This is a genomic window from Streptosporangium sp. NBC_01755 (assembly GCF_035917995.1).
Classification (GTDB): domain Bacteria; phylum Actinomycetota; class Actinomycetes; order Streptosporangiales; family Streptosporangiaceae; genus Streptosporangium.
Window position 1 is genome coordinate 269,346 of record NZ_CP109131.1, and the last position, 26,160, is coordinate 295,505.

At 70.2% G+C, this 26,160-nt stretch carries 21 protein-coding genes and 2 pseudogenes; 10 read left to right on the plus strand and 13 right to left on the minus strand.

The genetic code is table 11. The features are described 5' to 3' along the window. Positions 1-188: 188 nt before the first annotated feature. The 8 genes from OG884_RS01060 to OG884_RS01095 form a co-directional block, all read right to left on the minus strand. Complete coding sequence (locus tag OG884_RS01060) at positions 189-1,850, minus strand: prenyltransferase/squalene oxidase repeat-containing protein (RefSeq protein WP_326641181.1); 1,662 nt, start codon at positions 1,848-1,850, stop codon at positions 189-191. After that, positions 1,847-2,740, minus strand: a complete 894-nt coding sequence (locus OG884_RS01065; protein ID WP_326641183.1) for a terpene synthase family protein — start codon at positions 2,738-2,740, stop codon at positions 1,847-1,849. The genes OG884_RS01060 and OG884_RS01065 overlap by 4 nt, the downstream gene beginning before the upstream one ends. Continuing rightward, a complete protein-coding gene (locus OG884_RS01070) occupies positions 2,737-4,095 on the minus strand; it encodes a cytochrome P450 (RefSeq protein ID WP_326641185.1) in 1,359 nt (452 codons plus the stop codon). Before OG884_RS01070 ends, OG884_RS01065 begins: the two co-directional genes overlap by 4 nt. Before the next feature lie 476 nt (positions 4,096-4,571). Further along, positions 4,572-5,558, minus strand: a complete 987-nt coding sequence (meaB, locus tag OG884_RS01075; protein ID WP_326641187.1) for a methylmalonyl Co-A mutase-associated GTPase MeaB — start codon at positions 5,556-5,558, stop codon at positions 4,572-4,574. Then, entirely contained in the window at positions 5,542-7,692 is a 2,151-nt protein-coding gene (gene scpA / locus OG884_RS01080) for a methylmalonyl-CoA mutase (RefSeq protein ID WP_326641189.1), read from the minus strand. The genes meaB and scpA overlap by 17 nt, the downstream gene beginning before the upstream one ends. Further along, positions 7,689-9,428 carry a methylmalonyl-CoA mutase family protein gene (locus OG884_RS01085; protein WP_326641191.1) on the minus strand — a complete coding sequence of 580 codons (1,740 nt, stop codon included), beginning with the start codon at positions 9,426-9,428 and terminating at the stop codon, positions 7,689-7,691. The genes scpA and OG884_RS01085 overlap by 4 nt, the downstream gene beginning before the upstream one ends. 104 nt (positions 9,429-9,532) lie before the next feature. Then, complete coding sequence (locus OG884_RS01090) at positions 9,533-10,303, minus strand: peptidoglycan recognition protein family protein (RefSeq protein WP_326641193.1); 771 nt, start codon at positions 10,301-10,303, stop codon at positions 9,533-9,535. Positions 10,304-10,761: 458 nt separating this feature from the next. Then, positions 10,762-11,160 carry a DMT family transporter gene (locus OG884_RS01095; RefSeq protein WP_326641195.1) on the minus strand — a complete coding sequence of 133 codons (399 nt, stop codon included), beginning with the start codon at positions 11,158-11,160 and terminating at the stop codon, positions 10,762-10,764. Between OG884_RS01095 and OG884_RS01100 the strand changes: the two are divergent. From OG884_RS01100 to OG884_RS01140, 9 genes and pseudogenes are all read left to right on the plus strand, one after another. Beyond that, a pseudogene (locus tag OG884_RS01100) lies at positions 11,159-11,616 on the plus strand (LysR family transcriptional regulator substrate-binding protein); the annotation flags it as partial. The gene OG884_RS01095 and the pseudogene OG884_RS01100 overlap by 2 nt on opposite strands. A gap of 91 nt (positions 11,617-11,707) precedes the next feature. Beyond that, positions 11,708-11,908 (plus strand): annotated as a pseudogene (locus OG884_RS01105) (DUF5925 domain-containing protein); the annotation flags it as partial. A gap of 6 nt (positions 11,909-11,914) precedes the next feature. Continuing rightward, entirely contained in the window at positions 11,915-12,109 is a 195-nt protein-coding gene (locus OG884_RS01110) for a hypothetical protein (RefSeq protein ID WP_326641199.1), read from the plus strand. A 1,037-nt stretch (positions 12,110-13,146) separates the two neighbouring features. Then, positions 13,147-13,530 carry a histone-like nucleoid-structuring protein Lsr2 gene (locus OG884_RS01115; RefSeq protein WP_326641202.1) on the plus strand — a complete coding sequence of 128 codons (384 nt, stop codon included), beginning with the start codon at positions 13,147-13,149 and terminating at the stop codon, positions 13,528-13,530. 101 nt (positions 13,531-13,631) lie between these two features. Continuing rightward, positions 13,632-13,754, plus strand: a complete 123-nt coding sequence (locus OG884_RS01120; protein ID WP_326647124.1) for a hypothetical protein — start codon at positions 13,632-13,634, stop codon at positions 13,752-13,754. A gap of 316 nt (positions 13,755-14,070) precedes the next feature. Then, the gene (locus OG884_RS01125) at positions 14,071-15,621 is read left to right on the plus strand and encodes a lipopolysaccharide biosynthesis protein (protein WP_326641203.1); all 1,551 of its coding nucleotides are present in this window, start codon (positions 14,071-14,073) and stop codon (positions 15,619-15,621) included. Between the two features lie 70 nt (positions 15,622-15,691). Next, complete coding sequence (locus OG884_RS01130) at positions 15,692-16,852, plus strand: DegT/DnrJ/EryC1/StrS family aminotransferase (protein ID WP_326641204.1); 1,161 nt, start codon at positions 15,692-15,694, stop codon at positions 16,850-16,852. Between the two features lie 259 nt (positions 16,853-17,111). Next, positions 17,112-18,203, plus strand: a complete 1,092-nt coding sequence (locus OG884_RS01135) for a GNAT family N-acetyltransferase (protein ID WP_326641206.1) — start codon at positions 17,112-17,114, stop codon at positions 18,201-18,203. Further along, positions 18,200-19,390, plus strand: a complete 1,191-nt coding sequence (locus tag OG884_RS01140; protein ID WP_326641208.1) for a DegT/DnrJ/EryC1/StrS family aminotransferase — start codon at positions 18,200-18,202, stop codon at positions 19,388-19,390. Before OG884_RS01135 ends, OG884_RS01140 begins: the two co-directional genes overlap by 4 nt. Before the next feature lie 79 nt (positions 19,391-19,469). Here the strand turns inward: OG884_RS01140 and OG884_RS01145 are convergent, their stop codons facing one another. The 4 genes from OG884_RS01145 to OG884_RS01160 form a co-directional block, all read right to left on the minus strand. Continuing rightward, positions 19,470-19,910 (minus strand): ATP-binding protein, encoded by a 441-nt coding sequence (locus OG884_RS01145; RefSeq protein WP_326641210.1) that lies wholly within the window; start codon positions 19,908-19,910, stop codon positions 19,470-19,472. Between the two features lie 164 nt (positions 19,911-20,074). Beyond that, positions 20,075-20,893, minus strand: a complete 819-nt coding sequence (locus tag OG884_RS01150) for a DUF1206 domain-containing protein (RefSeq protein WP_326641213.1) — start codon at positions 20,891-20,893, stop codon at positions 20,075-20,077. Between the two features lie 37 nt (positions 20,894-20,930). After that, entirely contained in the window at positions 20,931-21,863 is a 933-nt protein-coding gene (locus OG884_RS01155; RefSeq protein ID WP_326641215.1) for a Ppx/GppA phosphatase family protein, read from the minus strand. Between the two features lie 12 nt (positions 21,864-21,875). Continuing rightward, complete coding sequence (locus OG884_RS01160; protein WP_326641216.1) at positions 21,876-22,589, minus strand: class I SAM-dependent methyltransferase; 714 nt, start codon at positions 22,587-22,589, stop codon at positions 21,876-21,878. Between the two features lie 417 nt (positions 22,590-23,006). Between OG884_RS01160 and OG884_RS01165 the strand changes: the two genes are divergently transcribed. Beyond that, on the plus strand, positions 23,007-24,803 hold the full coding sequence (locus OG884_RS01165) for a tetratricopeptide repeat protein (RefSeq protein ID WP_326641218.1): 1,797 nt from the start codon (positions 23,007-23,009) through the stop codon (positions 24,801-24,803). 305 nt (positions 24,804-25,108) lie between these two features. On the opposite strand, the gene OG884_RS01170 is transcribed toward OG884_RS01165, so the two are convergent. Further along, positions 25,109-26,146: a phosphotransferase enzyme family protein gene (locus OG884_RS01170; protein WP_326641220.1), complete on the minus strand. Its 1,038-nt coding sequence runs from the start codon at positions 26,144-26,146 to the stop codon at positions 25,109-25,111. Positions 26,147-26,160 lie beyond the last annotated feature (14 nt).

The following is a 26,160-nucleotide window of genomic DNA, read 5'->3' on the forward strand; positions in this document are numbered from 1 at the left end:
CCCGGGAAGCAGAAAGAAAATAGACGGCACTTTTTGCGGCAGTCGACGCACATAGGTCAAACGGTCGCCGCATCGCACGGATCAGCGGGACATCCCGCATCACACCCGCCGAACCCTAGCAATGTCACTAAACACACTCAAGGCGGGACAGAGCAGATGTACCCTTCTGTCCCGTTTCGCATTCATCGTCAATTCTCAATACGAGTCGTCTCCGGAAGTGAGAGCCCGCGCCGTGCCAGGTGAAGCGCGCCCAGAACGGCCGCCCTGACGATCGCCACCGGCAGGTACAGGTCCTTGTCGACCCAGAGCGACGGCGCCTCGCCGTCGCGGGTGGCCGCCAGGCGGCGGTATCCACGTTCCACGGCCTCCCGCCACCGCTCCCCCCGCGCCGCGCCGGTCAGCAGCAGGGTCTGCAGCGCGTAGGCGGTCTCCTCCGCGGTGCCCTCCCACCGGCCCCACGACCCGTCCGCGCGCTGGGTGCCGAACACCCACTCCAGTGCCCTGTCCACCGCGCCCACCGACTCCTCACCGCCGAACTCGTGCAGCGCGATGGCGCAGCAGGCGGTGGCGTAGTACGGCGAGACGTGCCAGCGGTCCGTCCAGCTGCCGTCCGCCTCCTGGCGGTCACGCAGCCACCCGGCCAGCTTGGTCACGACGGCCTCGTGGCGGGGCTCCCCCCCGCACCGGCGCAGGTACTCGCCGAAGGCGTCGAGCACGTGCGCGTTGGTCGTCGGGGACATTCCCTCCTCTCCGCGCCAGGTGCAGAAGTGGGTCTCCGTCTCGAACGGCCACAACCCCTCGGGCTCGCGTGGCTCGCCGATCAGCGCCAGCGCGTACAGGGCGACGGAGGTGGTGTCGGCGTCCGCGGGAAGACCGGGCCCCGTGGCGGCCCCCTCGGGACCGAGCCCGTCCCGCAGGCTCGCGACCAGCTCCGGTGACACGTCCACCGGGATTCCCGCGCGCCGCAGCCAGCTGAGCGTCCAGCCGCGCTCGAACACGCTGATGGGGAGGGCGCAGGGCACCGGCCCGCCGGTGGAGGCCACGACCGCCTCCAGGTAACGCCGTACGGCCGCCTCCTGGCCTGGCCTGGAGCCGGGCGACGCGGCCAGCCAGGCCGCGCCGGCCGCGGGCGAGGCACCGACGGCGGCCATCCCGCCGGGCATCGGCGTGGGAAGGATCCCGGAGGCCGCCGTCGCCTCCGCCCCCGCGACCTCAAGGGCGTGGACCAGCTTCTGCGGGATCTCCGCGCCCGACGTCAGCCACGCCCTGACCGAGGCCAACTTGGCACCGTCCATGCCCGGGGGCGGTTTCGGCCCCGCCCCGCCGAGGTGACCGTCGATCAGGGAGAGCAGGGACGACACGATGAGCTCGATCGCGGGCGTGTCCGGCAGGGACTCGGCGCGGCGGAACCGCTTCCTCACGGCCTCCAGCCCGCGGTCGGCCGCCTTGGCGAGCAGGTCGAGGTCGGCGGAGGCGCCGCGCCCGATCTCGGCCAGCAGCGCCTCGACCGCGCTCAGCGTGGGGACCAGGGCATGGTCGCCGGATGAGTGCCAGCCGCCGTCCGGCCGCTGGGTGGCGAGCAGGAACCCGACCCGCTCGGCGTGCCCGGCCAGCCACGGGGCCAGGCTCACCACCCGGCCGGTCTCGTACGGGGAGGCGGACACCTGCCCCCAGGGCTGGGCCAGCAGCCCGGCGACCAGCTCGCGCGCCTCGGCGACCATGTCGATCCCGTCGCCTGGCCCGGTGCCGGTCTTCGTGCCGCTCCCGGCGTCGGACCCGGTAGGGACCCTCCGGCCGATCTCCGGCGAGATGTCGAGCGCCGCGGGGGCGGACAGGTCGTCGATGCTCACAACGTCCCCCAGTAGTCACCGACCTGGTAGAAACCGGCGCAGAAGTCCATCTGCCGTTCCATGTAGCCCGCCAGCTCCGGATGGGCCTCCCGAAGCGGGGCGACCAGCTCCCTGCTCCGGGCCGCCAGCTCGGCGATCCGCCGCTCCACCTCGGCGCGGCCGATGTCGAGCAGCAGGACGTTGAGGTCTCCCCAGGCGACGTCCCGCTCGTAGGTGCCCAGGTCGTTGAGGAGGCGGATGACCCGTTGCACGGCCCAGCCCGCCTCGCGCAGCGGGCCGACGTCCGCGACCGCGCCCCGGCCCGTGACGTGGATCCAGTGGGCGGCGAACACGAAGGAGAAGCCGAGGTTGTCGGCGTTGCCGAGATACTCCTCGAAGGTCGGCACGACCTTGTCGCTCTTCCAGCGCCACTCCACGAGCATCCCGTCCAGCATGCGTTCCAGCTCGTCACGCCAGATCGGCCCGAGCTCGGGGAAGACCGGCGAGGAGGCGAGCTCGTCGCGGATGCCGGCGAGCATGCGGGTGAGGTCGTCGCCGGGGACCGGCGGACCCCCGGCGGCCACGTCCAGGCATCGCCGGGAGATGTCCGCCACCTCGGCCGGCGAGGTGGCGACGTAGTCGACGAGCCAGTCCAGCCCGAACGCCCACAGGGAGGTCTTGTTCGCCATCCGCAGCTGCTCGGCGGTGAACCAGGGCCCGCCGAACGCCATGGCGAGCGAGAGGGTGCTGTACAGGGCCGCGTCGAAGGGCTTCGCGGAGAACAGGCCGGGATAGGTCTCCGCCCACTCGCGCATGTCCCGCTGGGAGCGGCCGGCGCGGGCGCAGATCGTCCCGGCGGCCGTCGCCTCCATGGCCTCCGGCCGGATGCCGGGGTCGAGTCGCGCCGTCATCGCAAGACCCCGCCCTGATCGTGCCGGGCGGAGGATACGCCCAGCTCGACCTTGCCCTTGGGGCGCAGCGAGGCGGCCCACCCCGTGATGAACGGCCCCGGTGTGCGCACCGACATCCGGAACCGGCTGAGGATGCTCGCGACCACGAGCGGCGCCTCAATGTAGAACAGGGGCTCGCCCAGGCATTTGTGCGGCCCGCCGCCGAAGGGGAAGTAGGCGTACCTGTGCCTGCGCTCCTCGCTCTCGGACCTGCCGGGCGCGAACCGCTCGGGGTCGAACTCGTCCGGGCGCTCCCAGAACTCCTCAAGCCGCTGGGTGGCGTACGGGGTTACCAGCACCGTCGAGCCGGCCTTGATCCGCACACCGCCGATCTCCGCGTCCTCCATGACCATGCGAGGGAGCAGCCAGCCCGCCGGGTACAGGCGCAGGGTCTCCTGAAGGACCATGCGGGTGTAGGTGAGGTGGGGGATGTGCTCTGGGCGGGCCGGCCCCGCGCCCACCACCTCGTCGATCTCCGCCTGGAGCCTGGCCTCGACGTCCGGGTGCTCGTCCAGCAGCAGCCACAGCCAGGTGAGGACCATCGCGGTGGTCTCCGACGACGCGGCGTACACGCTGACCAGGGCGTCGCGGATCTGTTTCTCGGTGAGCCTGTCGCCGTTCTCGTCGACGGACCGGCAGAGCACGGAGATGACGTCGACGTTGTCGTCGGGGTCGGCCATCGCCTTTCTCGCCACGGGGAAGACCACGTCGTCGATCTCCCTGACGGCCTTCAGGAAGGCCCGGTCGCCGGGGATCCGGATGAAATACGGCATGAACGGCATGAGGATCCGGTAGACAAGCGAGTGGGACACCCGGTCGAAGGCGGGGATGATGCGCTCCCCGTCCTCCCGGTTCAGCTTGTCCCCGAACAGCACCCGGTTGACGATGTAGCTGAGGATCCCGGACATCTCCGTGGCCGCGTCGAAGTCGCGCCCCGACTGGACGTACCCGTCCCACTCCTGGACGCGCCCGGCGACGCGCCTGGACACCTCCTCGGCGATCGTGGCGATGTACCGCGTGGTGAACAGCGGCTGCAGGACCTTCCGGCTGTTCTGCCAGTGCTCGCCGTCACTCATGATGCTGTGCCCGAAGAGCCGCTCCAGGGGGCGCCAGAACATCCCCAGGCGCCGGTAGTTCGTCCATTCGACGCGCATCACCTGCTGGACGTGGTCGGGATGGGTGACCAGGTAGGGGCGGAACGGTCCCAACTCCAGCCGGACGACCTCCCCGCCGGCCTCCCGGGCGAACTCGGCGAGCGCGCCCGCCGGTTCACGGAGCAGCTTCGGCAGGGCCTGGCGTATCGGAATGGATCTCACTCGGCGACCGGGACCGGTATGCACGTCGACGGACATAGGCAAACGTCTCCCACCTCACGTGATGTGAATTCGCGCAGCGTGAGACAACCGTCCGCGCGGGTGAGCGCGGCAGCGTTCGGAAACGGGGACATTCCACTTGTCCCGCTCCCACCCGGTGCATGGATAACGACTGGCCGACCAGCGGATCAGAACCGGCCGACCGAAATCCTTCCAGAGTACTCCGGGTCTCCTCGCCTGTCTCAGTACCGGATTTACGTACTAAAGCGCATCACATCACATCATTGGTAAGTCTTCACATGAAGTATCACATGACCTACCAGAAGTGATCAAGCTCGTATTTGATATAAACCCTGCCCGTTTCGGACACGAGCTTCGTTAACATGCGCTTAACACGGCGGCTTAAATGACGGATCAGCTCCCCAGCGCGCCGTCACCCGATGTCACCCAGGGTTACCGGAGATTCGCGCCCGGAGCCGTCAGTCGCCCCTGCCGAAGGCCGCGAGGATGCGGTCGGCGGCCAGCGAGGGGGTGAGTTCACCCTCGGCGACCTCGCGTTCCATCTCGGCGATGATCGCCGCGACCCCCGGGTGCTCACGGAGCCGGGTGAGCAGCCGGTCGGTGACCATGGCCCAGGTCCAGCGGACCTGCTGGCGGCGGCGGCGCTCGGCGAGCTCCCCCGAGGCCTCCAGGGCGTCGCGGTGCCTGACGACCTGGAGCCAGAGCTCCTCCAGGCCGTTACCGGTCAGCCCGCTGCAGGTGAGCACCGGAGGCGTACGCTCCGCGCCGAGCAGGTGGAGCGCGCCGGCGAGTTCCCTGGCGGCCCTGCGCGCGTCCAGCTCGTGGGGGCTGCCCTCGGCTCCGTCGGCCTTGTTGATCGCGATCACGTCGGCCAGCTCCAGCACCCCCTTCTTGATGCCCTGGAGCTGGTCGCCCGTCCTGGCCAGGGTGAGCAGCAGGAAGGTGTCGACCATGTCGGCGACGGTGGTCTCCGACTGGCCGACGCCGACGGTCTCCACCAGGACGACGTCGTACCCGGCCGCCTCCACCACGACCATCGCCTCGCGGGTCGCCCTGGCGACCCCGCCCAGGGTGCCCGAGGTGGGCGAGGGGCGGATGAAGGCTGCCGGGTCGGCCGCCAGGCGGGACATCCTGGTCTTGTCACCCAGGATGCTCCCGCCGGTACGGGTCGAGGACGGGTCGACGGCGAGCACCGCCACCCGGTGGCCCTCCCCGGTCAGCAACGTGCCGAGCGCGTCGACGAACGTGGACTTGCCGACGCCGGGCACACCGGTGATGCCGACCCTGCGCGCCGCACCGGCCAGCGGGGTCAGTTCGACCAGCAGCCGCTGGGCCAGTTCCCTGTGGTCGGCCCTGGAGGACTCCACCAGTGTGATCGCCCGCGCGATCCACACCCTGGAGCCCTCCTTCACCCCCTGGACGTAGTCGTCAAGCGTGCGCGTCATGACCCAGCCGGGTGAGCAGGTCCGCCAGCAGTCCCCTGGCCGCGTCGGCGATGACGGTGCCGGGTGGGAAGATCGCGCTCGCGCCCGCGGCGCGCAGTTCGTCGAAGTCGCCCGGCGGGATGACGCCGCCGACCACGATCATGACGTCCTCCGCGCCCAGCTCGGCCAGCGCCTCGCGGAGCGCAGGCACGAGCGTGAGGTGGCCGGCGGCCAGCGAGTTCACGCCGACCACGTGCACGTCCGCCTCGACCGCCTGCCGGGCGACCTCCTCGGGCGTCTGGAACAGCGGGCCGACGTCCACGTCGAAGCCGAGGTCGGCGAAGGCCGTGGCGATCACCTTCTGGCCCCGGTCATGACCGTCCTGGCCCATCTTCGCCACCAGGATGCGGGGGCGGCGGCCCTCCAGCCGCTCGAACTCGGCGCACGCCTCGCGGACCGTGTCCACGCCTGATCCCACCTCCTCACGATACACGCCGGTGATCGTACGGATCTGTGCCGCGTGCCGCCCGAACACCCGCTCCAGGGCGTCGGAGATCTCCCCGACCGTGGCCATCGCACGGGCCGCCTCGATCGCCAGCGCGAGCAGGTTCCCGTCGCTCGCGGCCCCCTTGCTGAGTGCCGTCAATGCCTCCTCCACCCGCTCGGGGTCGCGCTCGGCGCGCAGGCGGCGCAGCTTGTCGAGCTGCTGGGCGCGTACGGAGGTGTTGTCGACCTTGAGCACCTCGATGGGCTCGTCGGCGTCGGGCCGGTACTTGTTGACGCCGATGACCGGCTGGCGCCCGGAGTCGATGCGCGCCTGGGTACGGGCGGCGGCCTCCTCGATGCGGAGCTTGGGCAGCCCGGCGTCGATCGCCTTCGCCATGCCCCCGGCGGCCTCCACCTCCTCGATGTGGGCCCATGCCTTGGCCGCCAGCTCGTGGGTGAGCCGCTCGACGTAGTAGGAACCGCCCCAGGGGTCGATCACCCGGCAGGTGCCCGACTCCTGCTGGAGCAGCAGCTGGGTGTTGCGGGCGATCCGCGCGGAGAAGTCGGTGGGCAGGGCCAGCGCCTCGTCCAGGGCGTTGGTGTGCAGCGACTGGGTGTGGCCCTGGGTGGCGGCCATCGCCTCGACGCAGGTGCGGACGACGTTGTTGTAGACGTCCTGGGCGGTGAGCGACCAGCCGGAGGTCTGCGAGTGGGTCCGCAGCGAGAGCGACTTGGGGTTCTTCGCGTCGAACCCGGACACCAGCCGCGACCAGAGCAGCCGGGCGGCCCGCAGCTTGGCGACCTCCATGAAGAAGTTCATGCCGATGCACCAGAAGAACGACAGGCGCGGCGCGAACCTGTCGATGTCCATGCCCGCCTCGACACCCGCCCGCAGGTACTCCACCCCGTCTGCGAGGGTGTAGGCGAGCTCCAGGTCACACGTGGCCCCGGCCTCCTGGATGTGGTACCCGGAGATCGAGATCGAGTTGAACTTCGGCATCCTCTCGCTGGTGTACGCGAAGATGTCGGAGATGATCCGCATCGAGGGGCCCGGCGGGTAGATGTAGGTGTTGCGGACCATGAACTCCTTGAGGATGTCGTTCTGGATGGTCCCGGCGAGCTGCTCGGGTGCCACCCCCTGCTCCTCGGCGGCCACGACGTAGAGCGCGAGCACCGGAAGCACCGCGCCGTTCATGGTCATCGACACGCTCATCTTGTCGAGGGGGATCCCGTCGAACAGCTGCCGCATGTCGTAGATGGAGTCGATGGCCACGCCCGCCATGCCGACGTCCCCGGCGACGCGCGGGTGGTCGGAGTCGTAGCCCCGGTGGGTGGCCAGGTCGAAGGCGACCGACAGCCCCTTCTGCCCGGCGGCCAGGTTACGCCGGTAGAAGGCGTTGGACTCACTCGCGGTGGAGAACCCGGCGTACTGCCGGATGGTCCACGGCTGGTTGACGTACATGGTCGGGTACGGGCCGCGCAGGTAGGGCGCGACGCCGGGGTAGGTCCCCAGGAAGTCGAGACCATCGGTGTCCGCGGCGGTGTAGAGCGGTTTCACCTCGATCCCCTCGGGCGTCTCCCACACCGGGCCACGAGGTCCGTCCGCCGCGGCCGGGGCGGCCACCGCCGGTCGCGTGCCGAGTTCGATCTCGGAGAAGTCGGGAATCATCGAGCCACCCCCAGGTCTTCGAAGGTCGTCCGGAGCGCGCCGAGCGCGTCGCACCCGGTGTAGAGGTTGGCGTCCACGCCCTCGAACCCGCCCTTTCCTGCCAGCCAGATCCTGCGCGCCCCCGCGCCCCTCAGCGCGGCGGCCACCGCCTCGGCGTGCTCGGCGTACAGCCGGTCGCTGGAGCACAGGCACGCGACCTCGGTACCGGCCGCGGAGAACGCGGCGGCGATCTCCGCGGGGTCCGTCGCGGCGCCACCGGCCACGGTGGCGATACCACCCGCCTGGAACAGGTTGGCCGCGAACGACGCCCTGGCGGTGTGCGCGGCCACCGGGCCGATGGTCGCCAGGAAGACCTTCGGCCGGCTCGCCTGGGCGTCGGCCAGGTCGCGCAACGCCTCGAACTCCTGCGCGTAGTGCACCCCGGTATCCCCGGTGGGCCTGGCCTGCCTGACCAGAGGCTTCTCGGCGAGGTCGGGGAACTCGCTGACACCGGTGATCGGGTCGCGGCGCCTGGCGATGGCGGCCGAACGCCGCTCCCAGGTGGCGGCGAGCCGTTCGGCGACGAGCGTGGAGCCCTCGGCGGCCCCGATGCCCCCGGCGCGCTCGATCTCCTGGAACCATTCCCAGGCGCTGGAGGCCAGATCCTCGGTGAGCCGCTCGACGTACCAGGAGCCCCCGGCCGGGTCGATCACCCGGGCCACACCGGCCTCCTCCACGAGCAGCGACTGGGTGTTGCGCGCGATGCGGCGGGCGAAGGCGTCCGGAAGGCCGAGGCGGGCGTCGAAGGGCTGGACGGTCACCGCGTCGGCCCCGCCGGTCCCGGCCGCGAAGCAGGCGAGCGTGGTGCGGAGCATGTTCACCCACGGATCGCGGGCGGTCATCATGGCCGAGCCGGTCACCGCGTGCTGCCGCTGTCCCCCGTCGGGGGCGCCGCACACCTCGGTGACGCGCGCCCAGAGCCGGCGGGCGGCCCGGAGCTTGGCGATGGTGAGGAACTGATCGGCGGTGGCCGCGTACCGGAACTCCAGCTGCCCGAACGCCTCGGGCACGGTCAGGCCCGCGCCGGTCAGGGTACGCAGCGCGGCGACCCCGGCGGCGAGGGAGCAGCCGAGCTCCTCGGCGTCACCGCCTCCCGCGTCGTGGTAGGCGGTGGCGTCCACCGTGACGGCCCTGAGGCCGGGGTGGCTTCGAACGCAGCGGCGGGCCAGCTCGATCGCGGTCTCCGCGTCGGCGAGCGCGTCGGCTCCCAGGTTCCCCTTCAGCGTGCCGGCCTTCTCACCCGCCAGCCCGATGAGCACCTCGGCCGCCTCGCGGGTCCGCTTGCCCGCGTCGAGCGTGACCGAGATCAGATCCAGGTGGACCCGCTCCAGGGCTCGCGGCAGGTCCTCGGGGTCGAGGGTGAGCCACAGCGAGGTGACACCGTTCTCCAGGTCGGTGAGGATCGCCTCGGGATCGGGCACCTCGTGGCGCTGCCGCACCTCCCAGCCCCCCTCGGGGGCGGAGCCCCGGATGTAGGGGGCGGATCCTGGAAGGCCGGGATCACCGGGCAGGTCGGACGCGTCGTAGAGTGGCGCGATCGTCACACCGTCGTACGTGGTGGAGGCCAACGCCTCCTCCGGGGAACCGGTCTCGACCCCGGACTTGCGCAACACCCCGAGCGCCAGCTCCCGCCACCGCTCACGCGTGGTCGGCGGGAACTCGGCGGCCGGTCGGGGTTCCTCAGGCGGCACCGTCATGCACCGGATACTAAACGTTGCCTTTTTCCGAACTCTCGCCGGGCTCCTGACAAACATCAACAGGAGGGTCGTCAGGGGGATCGGGCGGGGGATTCCCGGACCATTCAGCTGACGGGCTCCTGCCAGGCCGCGTCCCAGGTGGCGCGGTCGACGGCGCCCGTGACGGACAGGCCCTTCTCCTCCTGGAACTTCCTGCAGACGTCGCTGGAGCCGGGGCCGTACAGGCCGTCGACGTCGATGTTCCAGCCTCGGTCGCGCATCTGCCGCTGCCAGGTGCGAACGTCCTCCCCCTTCATGACCGGCGGCTGCTTGAGCGTACGGCCGGGGAAGGAGGGGTGCGGTTCCGGCGGGTTGGCGGGCCCTCCACCGGGACGGGGGGCACCCCGCTTGACCCAGGCGTACAGGGGCTCGCCGGGGCAGCTGGTCGAGTAGCCGTCGCGGTGGCCCTTGATCTCCTTGCCTGCCCCGCCCTTGTCCCTGAGGTATTCGACGGCATCGAGAATGCCGTGCAGGATGCCGTCGGTCGGCTTGGTGAGCCCCGACGAGCCGACCAGGCCGAGCACCGCGTAGTGGTCGCTGTTGAGACCGGCACCGTTGGCGGCCGGCACGCGATTCGGGCCCCGGCCCTCGAAGACCTTCCGGTGCGGACAGACCAGCATCGAATAACCGACGTCAATCCATCCATTGCCATCCATATGGTGGCTCTGGATGGATTTCACTAGAGCAACGCACTTGGCGTGGTCGTTCACGATGTCCGGACTGACCTGGCCACCCGTGTAGTGGACCTTCACTCCCCGAGTGGAGCTGAGCCTGCTGTAGGAACCGCGCGGCTGGCGAGCGCCCCACTCGCGGCGAGTAACAAGATCGATGGCCACGGAATGTCTCCACTGTCTGGGGGATACTGCCCTACGGAGGGTAACGGTTGACACGGCACCATACAGTGCTGTTAATCAACTGATCTCCGTCGTATCAGGATCTGAGAGCACACCGGATAGTCGTCGGGCAGCGAAACAGCCGTCCCCTTAACCGCAACCGGATGGCTTGAACCAGGAAAACGCCCGCACTCCTCTCGGCAGCCGCCGTCCACCCGCGTCTCCTCCCATTTCAGACGGGCATGGATAGCCTTGCCCTCATGGTCGCGCCCCCCTCACCCCTGACGATCCGACCCGGCTCGGCGCCTTCCGGCCGGAAGAATAGGCGGAAGAATAGGCGAGGGCGGGCGGGGCGTCGTCTACCTCGCGCACGCCCCCGGCGGCGAGCGAGTGGCGATCAAGGTCCGGCCTCCTTCGCCGGCGCGTGGGCGGGTGACGGCGTCACCTCGACCAAACCCTTGTCACCGAGACCGGCGACCTGTCCAGGAGGTGAACACACCCTGGCCGGTCATGATGCCGACGACGACCACCACCGCCCCTAGCGGCTGGTTCCACGTCAGCGCCTCGCCCAGGACGAGCACCCCGAGGACGACACCCACCAGCGGGGTCAGGTACGTCACCGTCGAGGCTGCCGTCGCCCCCCAACGGGCGATGACCGTGGTGTTCCAGATGTAGGCGAGCCCCGTGCCCAGGATGCCCAGGGCCGCCATGCTCGCCACGACGGGCAGGTCCAGGTGCACGGGACCGGTGGCCAGCAGCGGGCTCAGCGCGAGATATCGGGCAAGGACGGACTGGCTCGCCGGAGTCGTCCGCGTCGCCGCCCCGCCCACGGTCTGCTGCGGGCTGCTCCCCCGGCTCATGCGGACGTGGCGCGCGGAACTCCCCGGTGTCGAGGTGCAGGTCTTCGAGGGCGACGACGACGAGCTGTCCCCCTGGCTGGAGACCGGAGTCGTCGACGCCGCGATCCTCGTCGACCCGACGCCCCCGCCTCCCGCGCACGTGGTGGTGGGCCGCGACGCCTTCCACGCGGTGGTCCGCACCGACCATCCCCTGGCCGGCCAGGAACACATCGCGATGGCCGAGCTGCTGGAGGATCCGCTGCTGGTCTCCAGGGGGGCTGCGAGCCGCAGACCCGCACCCTGTGCTCCATGGCGGGTGTCCCCTACGCTCCGGCCCAGCATGTGCGCGAGCTCGGCACGCTCATCGGCATGATCGCCGCGGGCATCGGCGTCTCGACGGTTCCCGACCTCGGCCGCGGTCTCCTCACCCCCGGGCTCGTCATGATCCCGCTGAAACCGTCCCTGGAACGTGCCCTCGTCCTCACCGGCCCGCTGACCCGCCCGCCGAGCCCCCTGGTCGACGCCCTGCTCCGCACCGCCCCGAGGCCCCCGCACCGCCGGTGGCACCCTGAGCCCGGCCACCTCGCGAAAACCCGTCGACCGGCGGGCGTGCCAAGAGGATCATTACCGCCATGTCCGTACTCAAGGAGGTCCACTTCTCGCCGGAGCCACGCCCGGCGGCAGCCGCCGCTCGGAGAGGCCGATCACCGCCTCCCCCTGGGCGGAGGTCCGCGGCAACTACGCCAGGTCGGTCGGCGAGCCGCTGTCGCGGCTGATGTCCGTCACCCGCCCGGGCCGCTGCCTCGCCCAGATCGAGGTCGGCCGCCTCCCCTACGACGAGGCCGCCCACTGGCTCGGCGGCACCGAAGGGCTCTCCCCCTCCGGTGCGACCCTCGCCGAACTCTTCGCCCTCCGCGACGGCCTGCTCAGCCGCACTGCCGTCCCTGAGCACACCGGCCTCTACCTCTGACCCCCGGCCGTGCGGGAGGTACGGCCGATCTCGTCCAGGCGGTCATCGACCGGCGCCCCCGGGCGCGGGGGACCGGCAATGCCCATATCACTCTCCGGCCGTTACACGAACAATTCAGGGAACACCGGCTGTTGATCCGCCCAGACGATGGAACGGGCCAATGGCGGTCAAGGGGCAAACGGAGCCTGCGGCTCCTCCTCGCCCACAATGGGAGGCGCCCGAAATCGTACGGTCCGTGTGGCAGGCCTCGCCTCACCCGAGCGTGTCGAGACCATGCCCCAAGGTGATCGGCCACGTGTCGGCGACCACCTTCGAACGCATCCGATCTCAAGTGCCGGCAAAACCGGAGACCTGCGGCCCGCATTCCGGAGCGCGAGGAAGTCATTTGTCCTCCGGAAATCCTGGAACATGTTCGGTGGCAGACACCTGGCATGCGCGAATTGTCCGACGGGCATCCGGAGCGGGTCCCACAGCGCTTCTCCCCTGCCACGCCCCTCCCTCCGGACCCGGTTCACTCGCCGGCCCCTCACCCCATCAAGTGTCACGGCCAGCGAAAAGGGGATGGAGGACTCACTCGCGCACCGGTGGGACATCACGGCCGGCGCGGTGGAGGCCTCGAAGCGAGCGGCAGTGGAACGATGGACCAGACCCCCCCAAGTGGCCGAAGTCGATTTTTTCACGGCGACCGGGGCGGAAACCACTCGGAGGTCACGAAACTCCAAAGCGCTCAGACACCTCCGTCCAGAAAACCCGCCATGGGCAACCGACAGATCTCGGCAGCCAAGACACCAAGGGGCGCACCGCACCTCCGTCGTTTTTAATCCCTCGCGAGCGGGAAGCATTTCCCAATGACGCGGAGACGCCGGAGTTCAACCTTGGGTAATTAACCTGATCGAGTGGATCTCCGGCGGACAGGGTTTCCCGGCGCGACGGCGAAAGGAGGGGCTAGAGTTTTACTCGCGGAGAAGAGACGCGGGAGCCGTCGCCGGCCGGGTTCACAGCCGCACACTCTGGCGCCAAGATTAAGGAGTGACACAATGGCACGTCAGCAAGTCGTCACGTTCACCGATGACATCACCGGGAAACGGGCGGACGAGACCGTCTCGTTCGGCCTGGACGGGACCGCCTACGAGATCGACCTGAGCACGAAGAACGCCACAAAACTTCGAGAGGCCCTTAAACCCTTCCAGTCCGCCGCCCGCAAGGCGAGCACCGCCCTGAGCCGTAAGGGCAAGACGAAGGGGTCCGGCGGCAACCGCGAGCGGAGCGCCGAGATCCGGGCGTGGGCGAAGTCCCACGGAATCGAGGTGAGCGAGCGCGGGCGCATTGGGGGAAAGGTCGCCGCGGCGTTCGCGGCGGGCGACCCCAGCGTGGCCAAGGCCGCGGCCAAGAAGACCTCGCAGGCCGCGCTCAGCGAGTAGCGACCAAGCTCCCGGCCCCTCTTGGAGGTAACGGCGTCACAGCCGACCGGGAGTACACAGGGCGAACCCGGAGGTGCCGCTCCCGCCCCGGCAGGACCGGCGTGGTCGCCAGGATCCCCGGCGACTCGCCCGATGCCCTGCTGATCCACGGCCATCTCGACGTGGTCCCCGTCGAGGGCCTGGAGTTCGGCGTCCGCGTCCTGGACCGCCTCCTCACCTCCTGAATCCTTCCGGCCACCCCGGCCGCCTCCGCGGGTGGCAGCGCCAATCCCGGATAAAACAGGGCGGCCCCCATCGCAATCGAGTCCTGCCGGGTACTTCCGGATACATGCCGGACACGGCCCGCCTGAAACTGGGGCATCATGGCTCACGTGCCGACTCTCATGTACCCCTCGGTGACCGGCCGGTCTCGTGGCGAGACGCGAACGTTGGTGAGGCGCCATCCCGCTCCCCCCGGGAATGCCGTCGAACCACCCCGCGCGAGCGATGGGCGGGCATCCGGCACCGCCCCGGAAAACGGTGCGGATCGGGAGCGTCGAGGTGAATGAGGACGGCACGGGGCTGCCTGCCCGGCACGAGGGCGGCACTCTCTCGCCGGATACCCGGCCGAACCAGCCGGGCACCCGGCCGGACCCACCGGACACCTGGCCGGACTCGGCCACCGGCCTGCGTACAGCCGACGGCAAGGTCGATGCAAGCGCTCCGCCCCATGATGACGACGAGGTGACGCGCGACGGAGGCGACCAGGCGATGGGCCGGACAGTGACCGAGGAGCGCAGGAACGGCCTGATGGACCGCCTGCGCAAGGACCTGAGAAACCCCCTGTTCCTCCAGGGCTACGCACTGATGATCAATACCGGGATCACCGCCGTGCTGGGCCTCGGCTACTGGTTCCTCGCCACGCACATGTACACCGCCTCCGCGTTCGGTGAGGGCCAGGCTGTGATCAGCGCGATGCGGCTGTTCGCCTCTCTGACCGGGCTCGCCTTCGCGGGCGCGCTGGCCAGGTTCATCCCGGTGGCCGGCCGCCGCACCGCCGAGTTCGTCCTGCGCGGCTACGCGATCGCCGGGGCCACCGGCCTGGTGGCGGCGCTGGGGTTCCTGCTGACCTTGCCGGCGTGGGGGACGGTCTACGCCGACCTCGCCGGGTTCGGCCCAGGACTGTTCTTCCTCGTCTCGGTTCTCATCTGGACGATCTTCACCCTCCAGGACGTGACTCTGGCCGGGCTACGCAAGGCCGTCTGGGTGCCGGTCAACAGCCTGGCGTTCGGCCTGGTCAAGATGGGCATGCTCGCCGCGCTGGCGTTCGCGCTGCCGGAGGGCGGCCTCTTTGGCGGGATCTTCGTCTCGTGGATCATACCGACGGCCATGGCGCTGATCCCGATCAGCTGGTTCATCTTCGGCGTCATCATCCCCAAACACGTCAAGAACACCGAGGAGAGCGCCGCGAACCCGCCGCGCCTGCGCGAGGTGGGGCGGTTCCTGGCCGGAGACTTCCCCGGCGCGTTCTCCATCCTGCTGATCCTCTACCTGGTCCCGGTCATCATCGCGGGCTGGCTCGACGACGCGCCGACGTTCGGCTACTTCTCAATAGCCCACACGCTGGGCTCCATGGTCGGGCTGCTGGCGGCCAACATGGCGGTGTCCCTCACGGTCGAGGGGTCCTTCAACGCCACCCGACTGGCGCAGAGCGTGCGCAACGCGCTGCGCCGCACCTTCCTGATCGTCGGACCGGTCATCACGGTGGTCGTGGTCGGCGCACCCTTGATCCTGAGCGTGTTCGGCCCCGGGTTCGCCGAGGCGGGCACGCCGCTGCTCCGCCTGATGGCGATCGCCGTACTTCCCCAGACAGTGATAGAGATCTGCCTCAGCATGCTGCGCGCGCAGAGCGAGGCCCGCAAGCTCGCACTCATCCAGATCGGGATGGCGGTGCTGGTCCTCACCTCGATCACCGTGCTGTTCCCCCTTTTCGGGATCGCCGCGGTGGGCTACGCGATGCTCGGCAGCCAACTCCTGGTCGCGCTGCTGATCCTCCCGAACATCCGCAGGGTGATCAACCACGGTAAGACGTCCCAGGTGGCCGCCGACTAGGGAGCGCGGTTCCATTTGCAGTCCTGATCTCGCCCGTGATAGAGGGTCTCCAGTGACTCCTGAGCACATTGTGGCGAAGCGAACAGGCCGCTTCTGCCTTCCGCTGCCCTCCAACCGCCTGGGCCTGTATCTGGCCCTGCGGCACTGGTGCAGCCCCGGCCAGCGGTTGCTGATGTCGCCGCTGTCGGCCGACGAGATCCTTTTCCTCGTGCTCGCCGCCGGGCTGCGCCCGGTCATCGCACCGCTCTCCATCGACGACGGCAACATCGATGCGGACGCCGTCGATCTCGACACGGTCGACGCGGTACTGACCACCAACCTGTACGGTCTGCCGGACCGGGTGGCCGCCTTCACCGGCAAGATCCTGATCGAGGACGTCGCGCACGCGATGGAGACGAGCGTGCACGGCAGGCCGCTGGGCACCTTCGGGGTGGCCGGCGTGTTCAGCCTGTCCAAGCACGCCGGAGCGGGCTCCGGCGGGGTGATCGCGGTCGAGCGCCTGGAGGACCTGCGCGCCCTGGAGCGCGACCGTGACCGGCTGCTACAGCCCGGCGCCTTCAGGAAAGAGATCCATACCGTGCTGACCTCGGTGGGCCGGCACGCCGCGCTGCGGCTGAACATGGTCCGCCCGGCGCTGAGGGCGATGCGCGCGCTCGGCATGGAGGAGGAGCGCGATGGCTACCGGATCGCCCCGCGCCCGGCAGAGCTGCTCAGGGCGCTGGAGTACGCGCCGCAACTACCGGCGTTCGACTCCTGGGTCCAGGCGGACCTGCACGACTACCGGGCCAGGCGCGGCCACCTCTCAAGCTGGTACCAGTCGCGGCGCCTGCGGACGCTGCCCCGGCAGCGGTCGCGGCGGATCGTCGGCGTCTCGGCACTGGCCGCACTGCCCACCGTGGCACCGGCCGTTCACCGCCATCTGGACCAGCCGCTGTTCCGGGTCCCGCTGCTGGTCTCGGGCCGGGACGAGGCCATCGCCGAGCTGGAGCGGCACGGGGTCGCCACCGGATACCTCTACGACCCGCCGTACGACAGCTACCTGCCCGGGTTCACCAGACCCTCACCTGCACCCGAGATCGCGCGCTGGTGGGGCCGGCATGTACTGCCGGTCGATCCGCTCTACGCCCACCGCGCCCTGCCGGTCGTCGAACGACTCGTCCCGGCGATCCCCCCCGCCCTTCCCAGGGTTCCCCCGGTGCTGCCGAGTCCGGCCATCTCCGATATCGCTTAGCAGGTAAGGTAAAATTTAGGTAGATTCGCTGTATCGGACGGCGGTGGGGGATCGCCGCCCGGTTCCGGGACGGTTTCCGCGCTCCGTGACGCACGCCACCCATTTCTGCGGGCCAGTCGGATCGCGCGTGCTCCGCTCCGAGGACGACGTTCAGTTCCTGAGCCCGGGCTTCGAGAAAGGATCACCTCCTCGTGAACGGTAGGTTGACGTGCACCGCAGGTACGGTCGCCGGTCACCCCGGCGCGGCGGGAGGGGCTACATGAAGGTCAACGTCATCCGGCCCGCGGAGCTGGGCTCGGGCGAGGTCGCGGCCTGGCGCGAGATGCAGAGCTCCGGCGCGCACCTCGCCAACCCTTTTCTCAGCCCGGACTTCACGATCGCGATGGGTGAGGTCCGCGCCGAAGCGCGGGTGGCGGTGATCACCGAGTCGGACGGGCCCGTCGGGTTCTTTCCCTTCGAGCGGCACGGCGGCGGAGTGGGCACCGCCCTGGGCGGATGGGTCTCGCTCTCCCAGGGCGTGGTCCACGCGCCCGGCACCGAATTCGACTCCAACACCCTGCTCAAGGAGTGCGGGCTGAACGTGTGGGAGTTCGGCTGCATGATCGACCACCAGCCGTGGTTCCAGCCGTTCGAGACGCTCAGGCAGGAGGCCGTGGTCCTCGACTTCGCCGACGGCTACCCGGCCTTCCTCGACGAGCTGCGCGAACGCTCTCCGAAGTTCGTCAAGACCACCCTGTACAAGGAACGGAAGCTGAGCCGCGACGCGGGCGAGGTCACCTCCGAGTTCGCGGTGCGCGACGCGGAGCAGTTCCGGCTGCTGCGGGAGTGGAAGTCGGCCCAGTACCAGCGGATGGGCCGCCCCGACCGCTTCGCCAAGTCATGGGTGGTGGAGCTGACCGAGCGCCTGCACTCCGTCGACACCCCCGACTTCGCCGGGCCGCTGTCCATGCTGTACGCGGACGGCAGGCCCGTCGCGGGCCACTTCGGGCTGCGCACCGGCACGATGATGATCGGCTGGTTCCCCGCGTACGATCCCGACTATGCCAAGTACTCCCCCGGCCTGATCCAGCACCTGCACATGGTCGAGGCCGCCGCGAAGATCGGTGTCGGCTCGCTGGACCTCGGTATCAGCAACGGCTCGGAGTACAAGGACGCGCTGTGCAGTAGGACCGTTCCAGTCACCGAGGGCATCGTGCGCCGCCGCTCGGCCGGTGCGGCGGCGCACTGGCTGCGCACCGCACCGGTCCGCCGCGTGCGGCGGTTCATCCTTGACAGTCCGGCCCTGTACGGCGCCGCCGACAGGGCCATGAAGCGGTACGGGCGGCTGCGTACCCGAGGGAAGGTCCGTTGAACGGACAGAACGGCGGCCGTGAGCTTGAGGCGGCCATGCGTGACCGGATCGGCCAGGAGTGCCTCCATGTGCCGTCCGCCAGATTCGGCCTGCTCCTGGCACTGCGTCACTGGTTCAGGCGCGGCGACAGGGTGCTCATCTCGCCGACGAACTGCGAAACCGTGCTGTTCGTCGTGCTGGCCGCCGGGCTGGAACCGGTGATGGCGCCCGTCTCCTGGCGCGACGGCAACATCGACGTCCCCAACGTCGACTGGAGCGGCCTGGCCGGTGTCGTCACCACGCACCTGTACGGCCAGCCCGACCGGGTGACCGAGCTGCGGGCCGAGTGCGACCGGCGCGGCGTGATCCTCCTCGACGACGCGGCGCACGCCATGCAGACGACAGTGGACGGCCGCCCCGCGGGTACGTTCGGCACCGCCGGGGTGTTCAGCCTCGCCAAGCACGGGCGGTCGATGTCCGGCGGGTTCCTCACCGCGCGGGACCCGGCCGCACTGCCCGAGCTGGCCCGTGCCAGGGACGAGCTGCTGCTCCCCGGCGGAGCGCGCGCCCAGCTGCTCGGCACGTTGCGGCCCGTACTTCGCGAGACGATCTACCGCACCGGGCTGGTCAGGCCGATGTGGCACGCCCTCAAGGCACTCGGGCTCGTCCAGTGGACCGGCCACCGCTGCCCGCCCCGTGAGAAGGAGCTGCGCGCGGTCACCACCGCCGATCCGGTCGACCTGCGCGCCATGGACCACTGGCTCCGGATCGACCTCGACGACTGGCGGATGCGCCAGGGGCCGCTGCTCCGCCGCTACCAGCGCTCCCGCTTCCGGGTGATCGACCGCGAGCGCGAGCGGCGGGTGGCCGGGGTCGAACTGCTGCGTACCCTGCCCTGGGCGGCCGAGGGTGTCCGCGACGCGGCGCCGCAACCGCTGCTGCGGGTGCCCCTGCTGGTCGAGAACCGCGACGTGGTGGTCGCCCGGCTGGAGAGCCGGGGCGTGGTGCCCGGCTTCATCTACGATCCGCCGCTGGACGACTACCTGGACCTGGTGTCCGGGGGGCCGACCCAGGAGATCGCCCGCTGGTGGACCGGCCATGTCCTGCCCGTCGACCCGCTCCGCGCCACCCGCATGGCCAGGTTGCTGACCGAACTCGACGCCCGCCCCGCCACACGCCCGACCTCTCCCTCGGAGCGGCCGGCCTGACCGGCGCTCACCTCGCCCTCGGAACGACCGATCCGACCGGCGCCCACCTCGCCCTCGGAACGGCCGATCCGACCGGCGCTCACCTGGCACCGGCCAGGCTGCCCGCGCGTATCCCGGCCAGTTCGAGTACCAGCTCGAACCAGACCTTGTTGGCCCCCGCCTCCCTGACCAGGCCCCAGCGGTGGGCCAGCGCCTCCAGCAGGGGCAGGCCGCGGCCCCCTGTCTCGTCCGCCGAGGCGTGACACACGCAGGGGGCCTGTGACGAGCCCTCGTCCTGGACGCAGACCCGCACGCCCGTTGCCGAGTAGGCCACGGTGACCGTGAACGCCCCGCCGTCCCCGGACCGGGAGTGGATCACCGCGTTGGTGGCGATCTCGCTGGTCAGCAGGACACAGTCGTCATGGAGGGGATGGTCTCGCCCCAGGGTCATCGAGACCAGGCGGCGGGCTCTGACCACCTGGTCCGGGGAACCCGCAAGGCGGAGAACCCATTCGCTGCCGTCGTACTCCGACGAGTCCATATGCCCCTCCGATATTGTTCCTGCCTCTGGGAAGACGCGGAGCTCGAAAGGGAAGATGTCTCGGAAAAGTAGGAATGCGATCACTTACCGGATAGATAGGTAGGGCTTGCCAGGTGGGCCTTCAGCTGCGTGCCCGCACCTGCCGTACCGTGCGGTTTCACCCGTCACATCCGGTGCCGGCGAGCCTCGAAGAAACAGTAGACCGCGAACAGCAGCAGTCCGATCGCGACGACCCCGAGCAGCCACGGACCGGCCGGGGTCTCGGCCAGCGAGCGCAGCGTCGCGTCGATGCCCTTGGCCTTGCCGGGGTCGTAGGTGACCGCGGCCTGGATGACGAAGACACCGGCGACCACGGCGACCACACCACGGGCGACGTAACCGGCCATGCCCAGCCGCTCGGTGAGGTCACGCGCCTCGGCCGGCATCTCGCCGGTGCGCAGGTCCTGGAGGAACTTCTTCTTCCAGCCCTTGCGGATCCAGTAGGCACCCAGGGCGATCAGTCCCAGGCCGACCAGTCCCACGATGACCTGGCCGCCGGGCAGGTCCATCAGCTTGGCCGTGAGGTCCTTCGACTGCTCGTCCATCGAGTCGCCGGAGTCCCCGCGCAGCACCACGTTGATCAGGGTGAACACGATCAGTCCGTAGACCACCGTGCGCGCCGCCGCCTCCACCCGGTCCTTGGTCCGGCCCCGGCCGATGACGGCCTCCGACAGCTGCCAGAGGGTCAGGGCCGCGAAACCGACGGTCATGAGCCAGAGCAGCACCATGCCGAACGGCTGCTCGGCCACCGTCTGGATGGCCCCGGTCTTGTCGGCCTCCTTGCCACCGCTGCCCCCGCCGAAGGCGATCTGCAGGGCAAGGAAACCGATCAGCCCGTACAGGACACCTCGGCAGGCCAGGCCGATCCGCGCCAGCCTGTCCAGCGTCTGACTGTTGGCCGCTCTGCGAGCGGCACCTTCCAGCTGAGTCTGAGGGCTGTTCATGGCTTTGCGCGCTAACCCTCAGGCGGCCGAATAAACCTTACTGCTCGGGCATGGCGTCCAGCCTCCGCAGGATGACCCCCTCACGCAGCGCCCACGGGCACACCTCCAGCCGGGGCACTCCGAACAGGTCCATCGCGGCGTCGGCGACGATGGCACCGGCGGGCAGTTGCGGCGCCCGCCCCTCCGACACCCCGGGCAGCTCGGCCCTTTCCCGCGTGCTCATCCTGATCAGCCGGTCGGTCCAGCCGACCAGGTCCGCGTGCCCGAGCACCCGGCGTACGTTCGCCCCCTCGTTCGAGGGCGCCGCGCCGGCGATTCTCGCGAGCTGCCTGAACGTCTTGGACGTCGCCACCGCGTGGTCGGCCCGGCCGTATCGCGACACCTTGCCCACCGCGCGAGCGATCTCGGCCCGCACGTGCCTGCGCAGCACCCGTGCCTCGTCGGCCGGCGGCGGGTCGGCGGTGAAGTGGTCGCGGGTGAGACGGCCGGCCCCCAGCGGCAGCGACACCGCCACGTCGGGCTGCTCGTCGATACCCGAGGCGATCTCCAGCGACCCGCCGCCGATGTCCAGCACCAGCAGCCGCCCGGAGGACCACCCGAACCAGCGGCGCACCGCCAGGAAAGTCAACCTCGCCTCGTCCTGGCCGGACAGCACCTCGATGTCGACCTGCGTGTCGGCCTTGATCCCGGCGAGGACCTCCTCACCGTTCACCGACTCCCTGACCGCGGAGGTCGCGAAGGCCATGAGGTCCTCGACCCCCTTGTCCTCGGCGATCCGCAGTGCCTCCTCGATGAACTCCCGCAGCCGCGTCGCGCCCTGCGCCGACAGGCGGTTGCCCTCGTCCATGTGCTCGGAGAGCCTCAGCTCCTCCTTGTGAGAGTACGCTGGCAGCGGCCGGGCCCCTCGATGCGCGTCCATCACCAGCAGATGGACCGTGTTGGAACCGATGTCTAGAACGCCCAGTCGCATGGGATGAAGCTACTACTCCTCGAAGGCTCGTCCACCAGGGGTGCGTATGTGGACACTTACCGCGTATCCACCACCGTCGTAGGGGGCGCCGTCCCATGTCGCCAGGCGCCGCAGCGGGGCGAGCCCCGAGGCCTGGCACCAGGTGTCGTAGTCGGCCAGGGTGACCGTGGCGGAGGCGAGCGGGAGATGCGCGGTGTCCAGCCCGAACCCGCTCACCAGCAGCCCGCCGGGCCGCAGCAGTGCGGCGAGCCCGGCGACGGTCCGCGCCTCGGTCCCGTGGGCGAGCAGGGGGATGACGTTACCCGCGGCGACGACCATGTCGAAGCGCTCGCCCTGCCCACGCCGCTCGCCGGATACGACCCGCTCCGCCGGATCCGCGGAGCCGCCGAAATCGCTGAGATCACCGAGATCGCTGATGTCGCTGATGTCGCTGATGTCGGCCAGGATCCAGGGCAGTTCCGGCGCGGTCCGCCGGGCGACCTCAAGCATGGACGCGTCGAGGTCGACACCCACGCAGTCGTATCCCAGCTCCGCCAGCCGGATCGCCACCCGCCCGGTACCGCACCCGGCGTCCAGCACCCGCGCACCCGGCGGCAGCAGCCCCGCGCACAACCGCGCCTCGCCATGCGTGTCCGCCCCCGACTCGGCCAGCCTGGCGAACCTCGCCGCATACCGCTCCCCGGCGTCATCTCCCGCGATGTCCGCCCAGCGACTCCTCTGTTCCATCACACCAGGGTCGCATCCCCCGCGGGAGCCGCTCACAGCGGCCAGACCGGGCGTGGTCCGCGAAGCATCCGTGAACACCGGCACGCCCCGCTGTCCATAGGGTTGTCCGGATCCGGCCACTCTAAGAAATAGATCTTGTCAATATGGGTAATTACTGCGAATACTTGCGATTTGTTGTTATTTGCGAGAGAGGCCTGTAATGAAGCGCATTATTGTTCACAAACCCGGCACCGTCACGCTCAGTGGCACCGCAAGCGCTAAGCACATCGGCTGACACGAATCACAGCACCGGCGTCCAGCGGTGGGCGCCGGCCCCTGTCACGACATAGCGCGATATATCATCGAATATCATCTAAATCGACTTAGAGGAGTCCGGTGAGTCGGGGACCGCAACCGCCAGAAAACCCGCCTCTTCCCATGCCGCCGCTGCTCGCGGTGGACGCCGACCGGCACCTGCGCGGGCCCTACACAGCGGGGGGCGCGCTCGTCTCCGCCCTGGTGCCCACCGCCCGGCCAGAGCTGGTCACCCGCTACGACATCGAACTGCTCGCGGTGGCGCCCGACCTACGGGATCTGGTTCCCGCCCGGCGCAGCTCCGTGGCCGCGAGCCTGCCCAGCGCGGAGCGGATCCTGGTGCACGCGCCGCGGCGAACGCTACGCCTGGCTAACGGCCTGGCCGAGTTCGTCCGCGAGTACCTGGCCGAAACCGGTCCCCGGACGCTCGTCGTCGAGAACACCGGCCGAGCCGACCCCACCGACCTCGAGTTCCTGGCCGTGTTGCGGCGCCGCGTCCCCACCGAGCTGCTGACCGTGGTGACCCGCGAGGGGATCACCACCGAGGATCCGCTTGGCGAGGAGGAGCACGACGCCCTCGCCGACGAGTTGGAGAGAGAGGGGACGGTCGGCGCGCGACTTGGAGCGGTCCCCTACCATCGCGAGCGCGGCGGCGACCCTTCGAAGGCGGTGGAGGCGTTCCTGTTCGCGGTGCAGTGGTGCCTGGACGCGGGTTGCCACGACGCCGTGGTGTACCTCGGCAGGCGCGCCCTGCGCCTCACCGATCCCGAAGGCGCCCCCGGGACCTGGTGGCGGCTCCTGCACAGCACCGCGACCGCGCTGGCCGCGCTGGGCAGGGAGGACGAGGCTGAGGCCCTGTTCGACCTGGCCAGGCGGGAAAGCATCTCCCCGGCCGTCCACGCCTCGGCCGCCTACGCCACCGGAATGCTGAAGGTACGCCACCACGACCAGAACCGGCGTGACCCGGACGCCGCGCTCGCGCTGGTGAACCAGGCGATCGCCATCTCCTCGCTGCTGCCCGATCCGCGCGAGCGGGCGTTCAAGCTGGGGTTCGACCTCAACGGCCGGGCACTGGTGGAGGTGCGGCGGGGCCGCCCCGCCAAGGCACTGGAGCTGGTCTCCGAGGCCGTCGCCCTGGCCGACCGCGACCTGCGTCCCGGCGAGCACCCGATACACCGGCTGGTGCTGCTGGCCAACAGGGCGCAGCTCACCGTGATGCTGGGCCGCCCCGAGGAGGCGCTGGAGGACCTGGACGCGGTGATCGCGGCCGACCCCGGCTACCCCGACTACTACATCGACCGGGGCAACCTGCTGCACCGGCTGGGCCGGATGGACGCGGCGATCGACGACTACGAGACGGCCATGCGGGCCGGCCCGCCCTTCCCCGAGCCCTACTACAACCGGGCCGAGATCCGCTTCTCCAGGGGCGACCACCGGGGCGCGCTCAGCGACCTGGACCATGCGCTGGAGCTGGACCCCGGGTTCGTGGACGGCCTGGCCAACCGGGCCGGGCTGCTGGCCGCGCTCGGCGATTACGACAGGGCCAGGGCGGACGCGGAGGCCGGGCTTGCCATCGATCCCGCCAACCCGTACCTGCTGTGCGCGCTGGGCCAGGTGGAGACCGCGGAAGGGCGCTACGACAGGGCGCGTACCGCCTTCGACCGGGCGCTGGAGCTCTCCCCCTCGCTGGCGGCCGCCTGGGCGAACCGGGGGCTGCTCGCGTTCGAGACCGGTGACCCCGAGGGCGCCGTCGCGGACTTCACCCGAGCCCTCGAACCCGGAGCGGACCCCGCCCTGCTGTTCAACCGGGCGATGGCGCTGCGCGCCGCCGGGCGAGAGGGGGAGGCGGTCGCCGACCTCACCCGGGCACTGGAACTGGCACCGGACGACGAGGACATCAGGCGCGAACTGAAATCCTGACCTTACCGGGACCGCCGCCCGTGGCCACGGAGACGAAGTCAACTGGAAAACACCCCGCATTGGGCGGCGGGAACCGGAAATCAGGATTCGGGAAGACAGAATCCCATCTCGGAAATCTCATTATCGGAATATCCGTCGCGCGCACGGTGATGCGACGGTGATGCGGACGCCGGCGCGTATTCGCCATCCCGGACCCGCCGGGACCCGGGAGCGGATAGGGACGATTTCCCGATGCGCGGTCACGGCGCGCCACTTCGCCGGACAGCCCGTACGGGAACATCGCGCGTACCAGGTGGCGGGCCGGGTCAGCGAAGCGAGCCGCCGAGATAGCGCTCGGCCAGCTCGCAGGTGCCCTCGGTGTAACCGGAGCCCAGCTCGGCGGCGATGTCCGCGCCGGTATGGGTGCCGATCCAGGCGACCAGCAGCAGGCGGCGGAACATGACGAACGTCCAGATCTCCGCCTCGTCCTCGGCCGGAAGGTCCAGGACGGTCCGGTAACCCCGCACCCACGCGTCGACCAGTTCGGGGACCTCCGACCGGTGCTCGATGAAGCTGACCGCCGCGGCCAGGTCGTAGAGGTGCCAGCCGAAACCGCAGTCGTCGAAGTCGATGACACTGGGCGGTCCCTCGCCCGCCACGAGCAGGTTGGCGGAACGCAGGTCGGCGTGGATCAGACCGTAGCGCTCCGGCCCCCGGCCGAAGCGGTGGAGCCGCTCGCGCAGTTCCTTGTCCAGCCGCCCCAGCACGGCCCGCGCCTCGGCCCCCATGCCCAGGCCGTCCTGCCAGTGGCCCCATCGCGACCCGGCGCCGAGGGCCGCCTCGTAGTCCCAGTGGAAGCGGGTGAACCACTCGGGCGGGGACCAGCGGCGCGTGTGCCGGTGCATCCGCGCCGTGAGGGCACCGAGCCGCTCGAAGCCGGGCACCGGGTTCTCCTGGGACGGCTCGGCGCCGGGCAGGAACTCGAACATGACGCACTCTCGGGGTTCGGCGCCGGGCTCGAACATGACGCGCTCCCGGGGTTCGGCGCCGGGGACGGTCAGCACCCGGGAGCCGCCGGGAGCCCGGATCACCCGGGGGGTGCGGATCCCCTCCTGCTCGCGGAGCGCCTCCAGCCAGGCCAGCTCGGACAGGATCGCCGGGGTGGAGTGATAGCCGAGGCGGTGCACCCGCAGGATGGAACGCCTTCCTGTGGCCGGGTCGTCCACCCGGTAGGTGGCGTTCTCCGACACGTTGATCAGCGTGACCTCGGCGTCGGGCAGGCCGTGGATCCGCGTCGCCGCACGTGCCACGTCATGCACACGGGCCAGTACGCCGCCCCCGGCGGACAGGTCGTGGGCCCGCATCGGTTCCCCCAGAT

Bases quoted from the DNA above. Each gene is read 5' to 3' on its own strand.
- OG884_RS01065 (WP_326641183.1), bottom strand. From the start codon at position 2,740: ATGACGGCGCGACTCGACCCCGGCATCCGGCCGGAGGCCATGGAGGCG.
- meaB (WP_326641187.1), bottom strand. From the start codon at position 5,558: ATGACGCGCACGCTTGACGACTACGTCCAGGGGGTGAAGGAGGGCTCC.
- scpA (WP_326641189.1), bottom strand. From the start codon at position 7,692: ATGATTCCCGACTTCTCCGAGATCGAACTCGGCACGCGACCGGCGGTG.
- OG884_RS01085 (WP_326641191.1), bottom strand. From the start codon at position 9,428: ATGACGGTGCCGCCTGAGGAACCCCGACCGGCCGCCGAGTTCCCGCCG.
- OG884_RS01095 (WP_326641195.1), bottom strand. From the start codon at position 11,160: ATGAGCCGGGGGAGCAGCCCGCAGCAGACCGTGGGCGGGGCGGCGACG.
- OG884_RS01110 (WP_326641199.1), top strand. From the start codon at position 11,915: ATGTCCGTCACCCGCCCGGGCCGCTGCCTCGCCCAGATCGAGGTCGGC.
- OG884_RS01115 (WP_326641202.1), top strand. From the start codon at position 13,147: ATGGCACGTCAGCAAGTCGTCACGTTCACCGATGACATCACCGGGAAA.
- OG884_RS01135 (WP_326641206.1), top strand. From the start codon at position 17,112: ATGAAGGTCAACGTCATCCGGCCCGCGGAGCTGGGCTCGGGCGAGGTC.
- OG884_RS01145 (WP_326641210.1), bottom strand. From the start codon at position 19,910: ATGGACTCGTCGGAGTACGACGGCAGCGAATGGGTTCTCCGCCTTGCG.
- OG884_RS01150 (WP_326641213.1), bottom strand. From the start codon at position 20,893: ATGAACAGCCCTCAGACTCAGCTGGAAGGTGCCGCTCGCAGAGCGGCC.
- OG884_RS01155 (WP_326641215.1), bottom strand. From the start codon at position 21,863: ATGCGACTGGGCGTTCTAGACATCGGTTCCAACACGGTCCATCTGCTG.
- OG884_RS01160 (WP_326641216.1), bottom strand. From the start codon at position 22,589: ATGGAACAGAGGAGTCGCTGGGCGGACATCGCGGGAGATGACGCCGGG.
- OG884_RS01165 (WP_326641218.1), top strand. From the start codon at position 23,007: ATGCCGCCGCTGCTCGCGGTGGACGCCGACCGGCACCTGCGCGGGCCC.
- OG884_RS01170 (WP_326641220.1), bottom strand. From the start codon at position 26,146: ATGCGGGCCCACGACCTGTCCGCCGGGGGCGGCGTACTGGCCCGTGTG.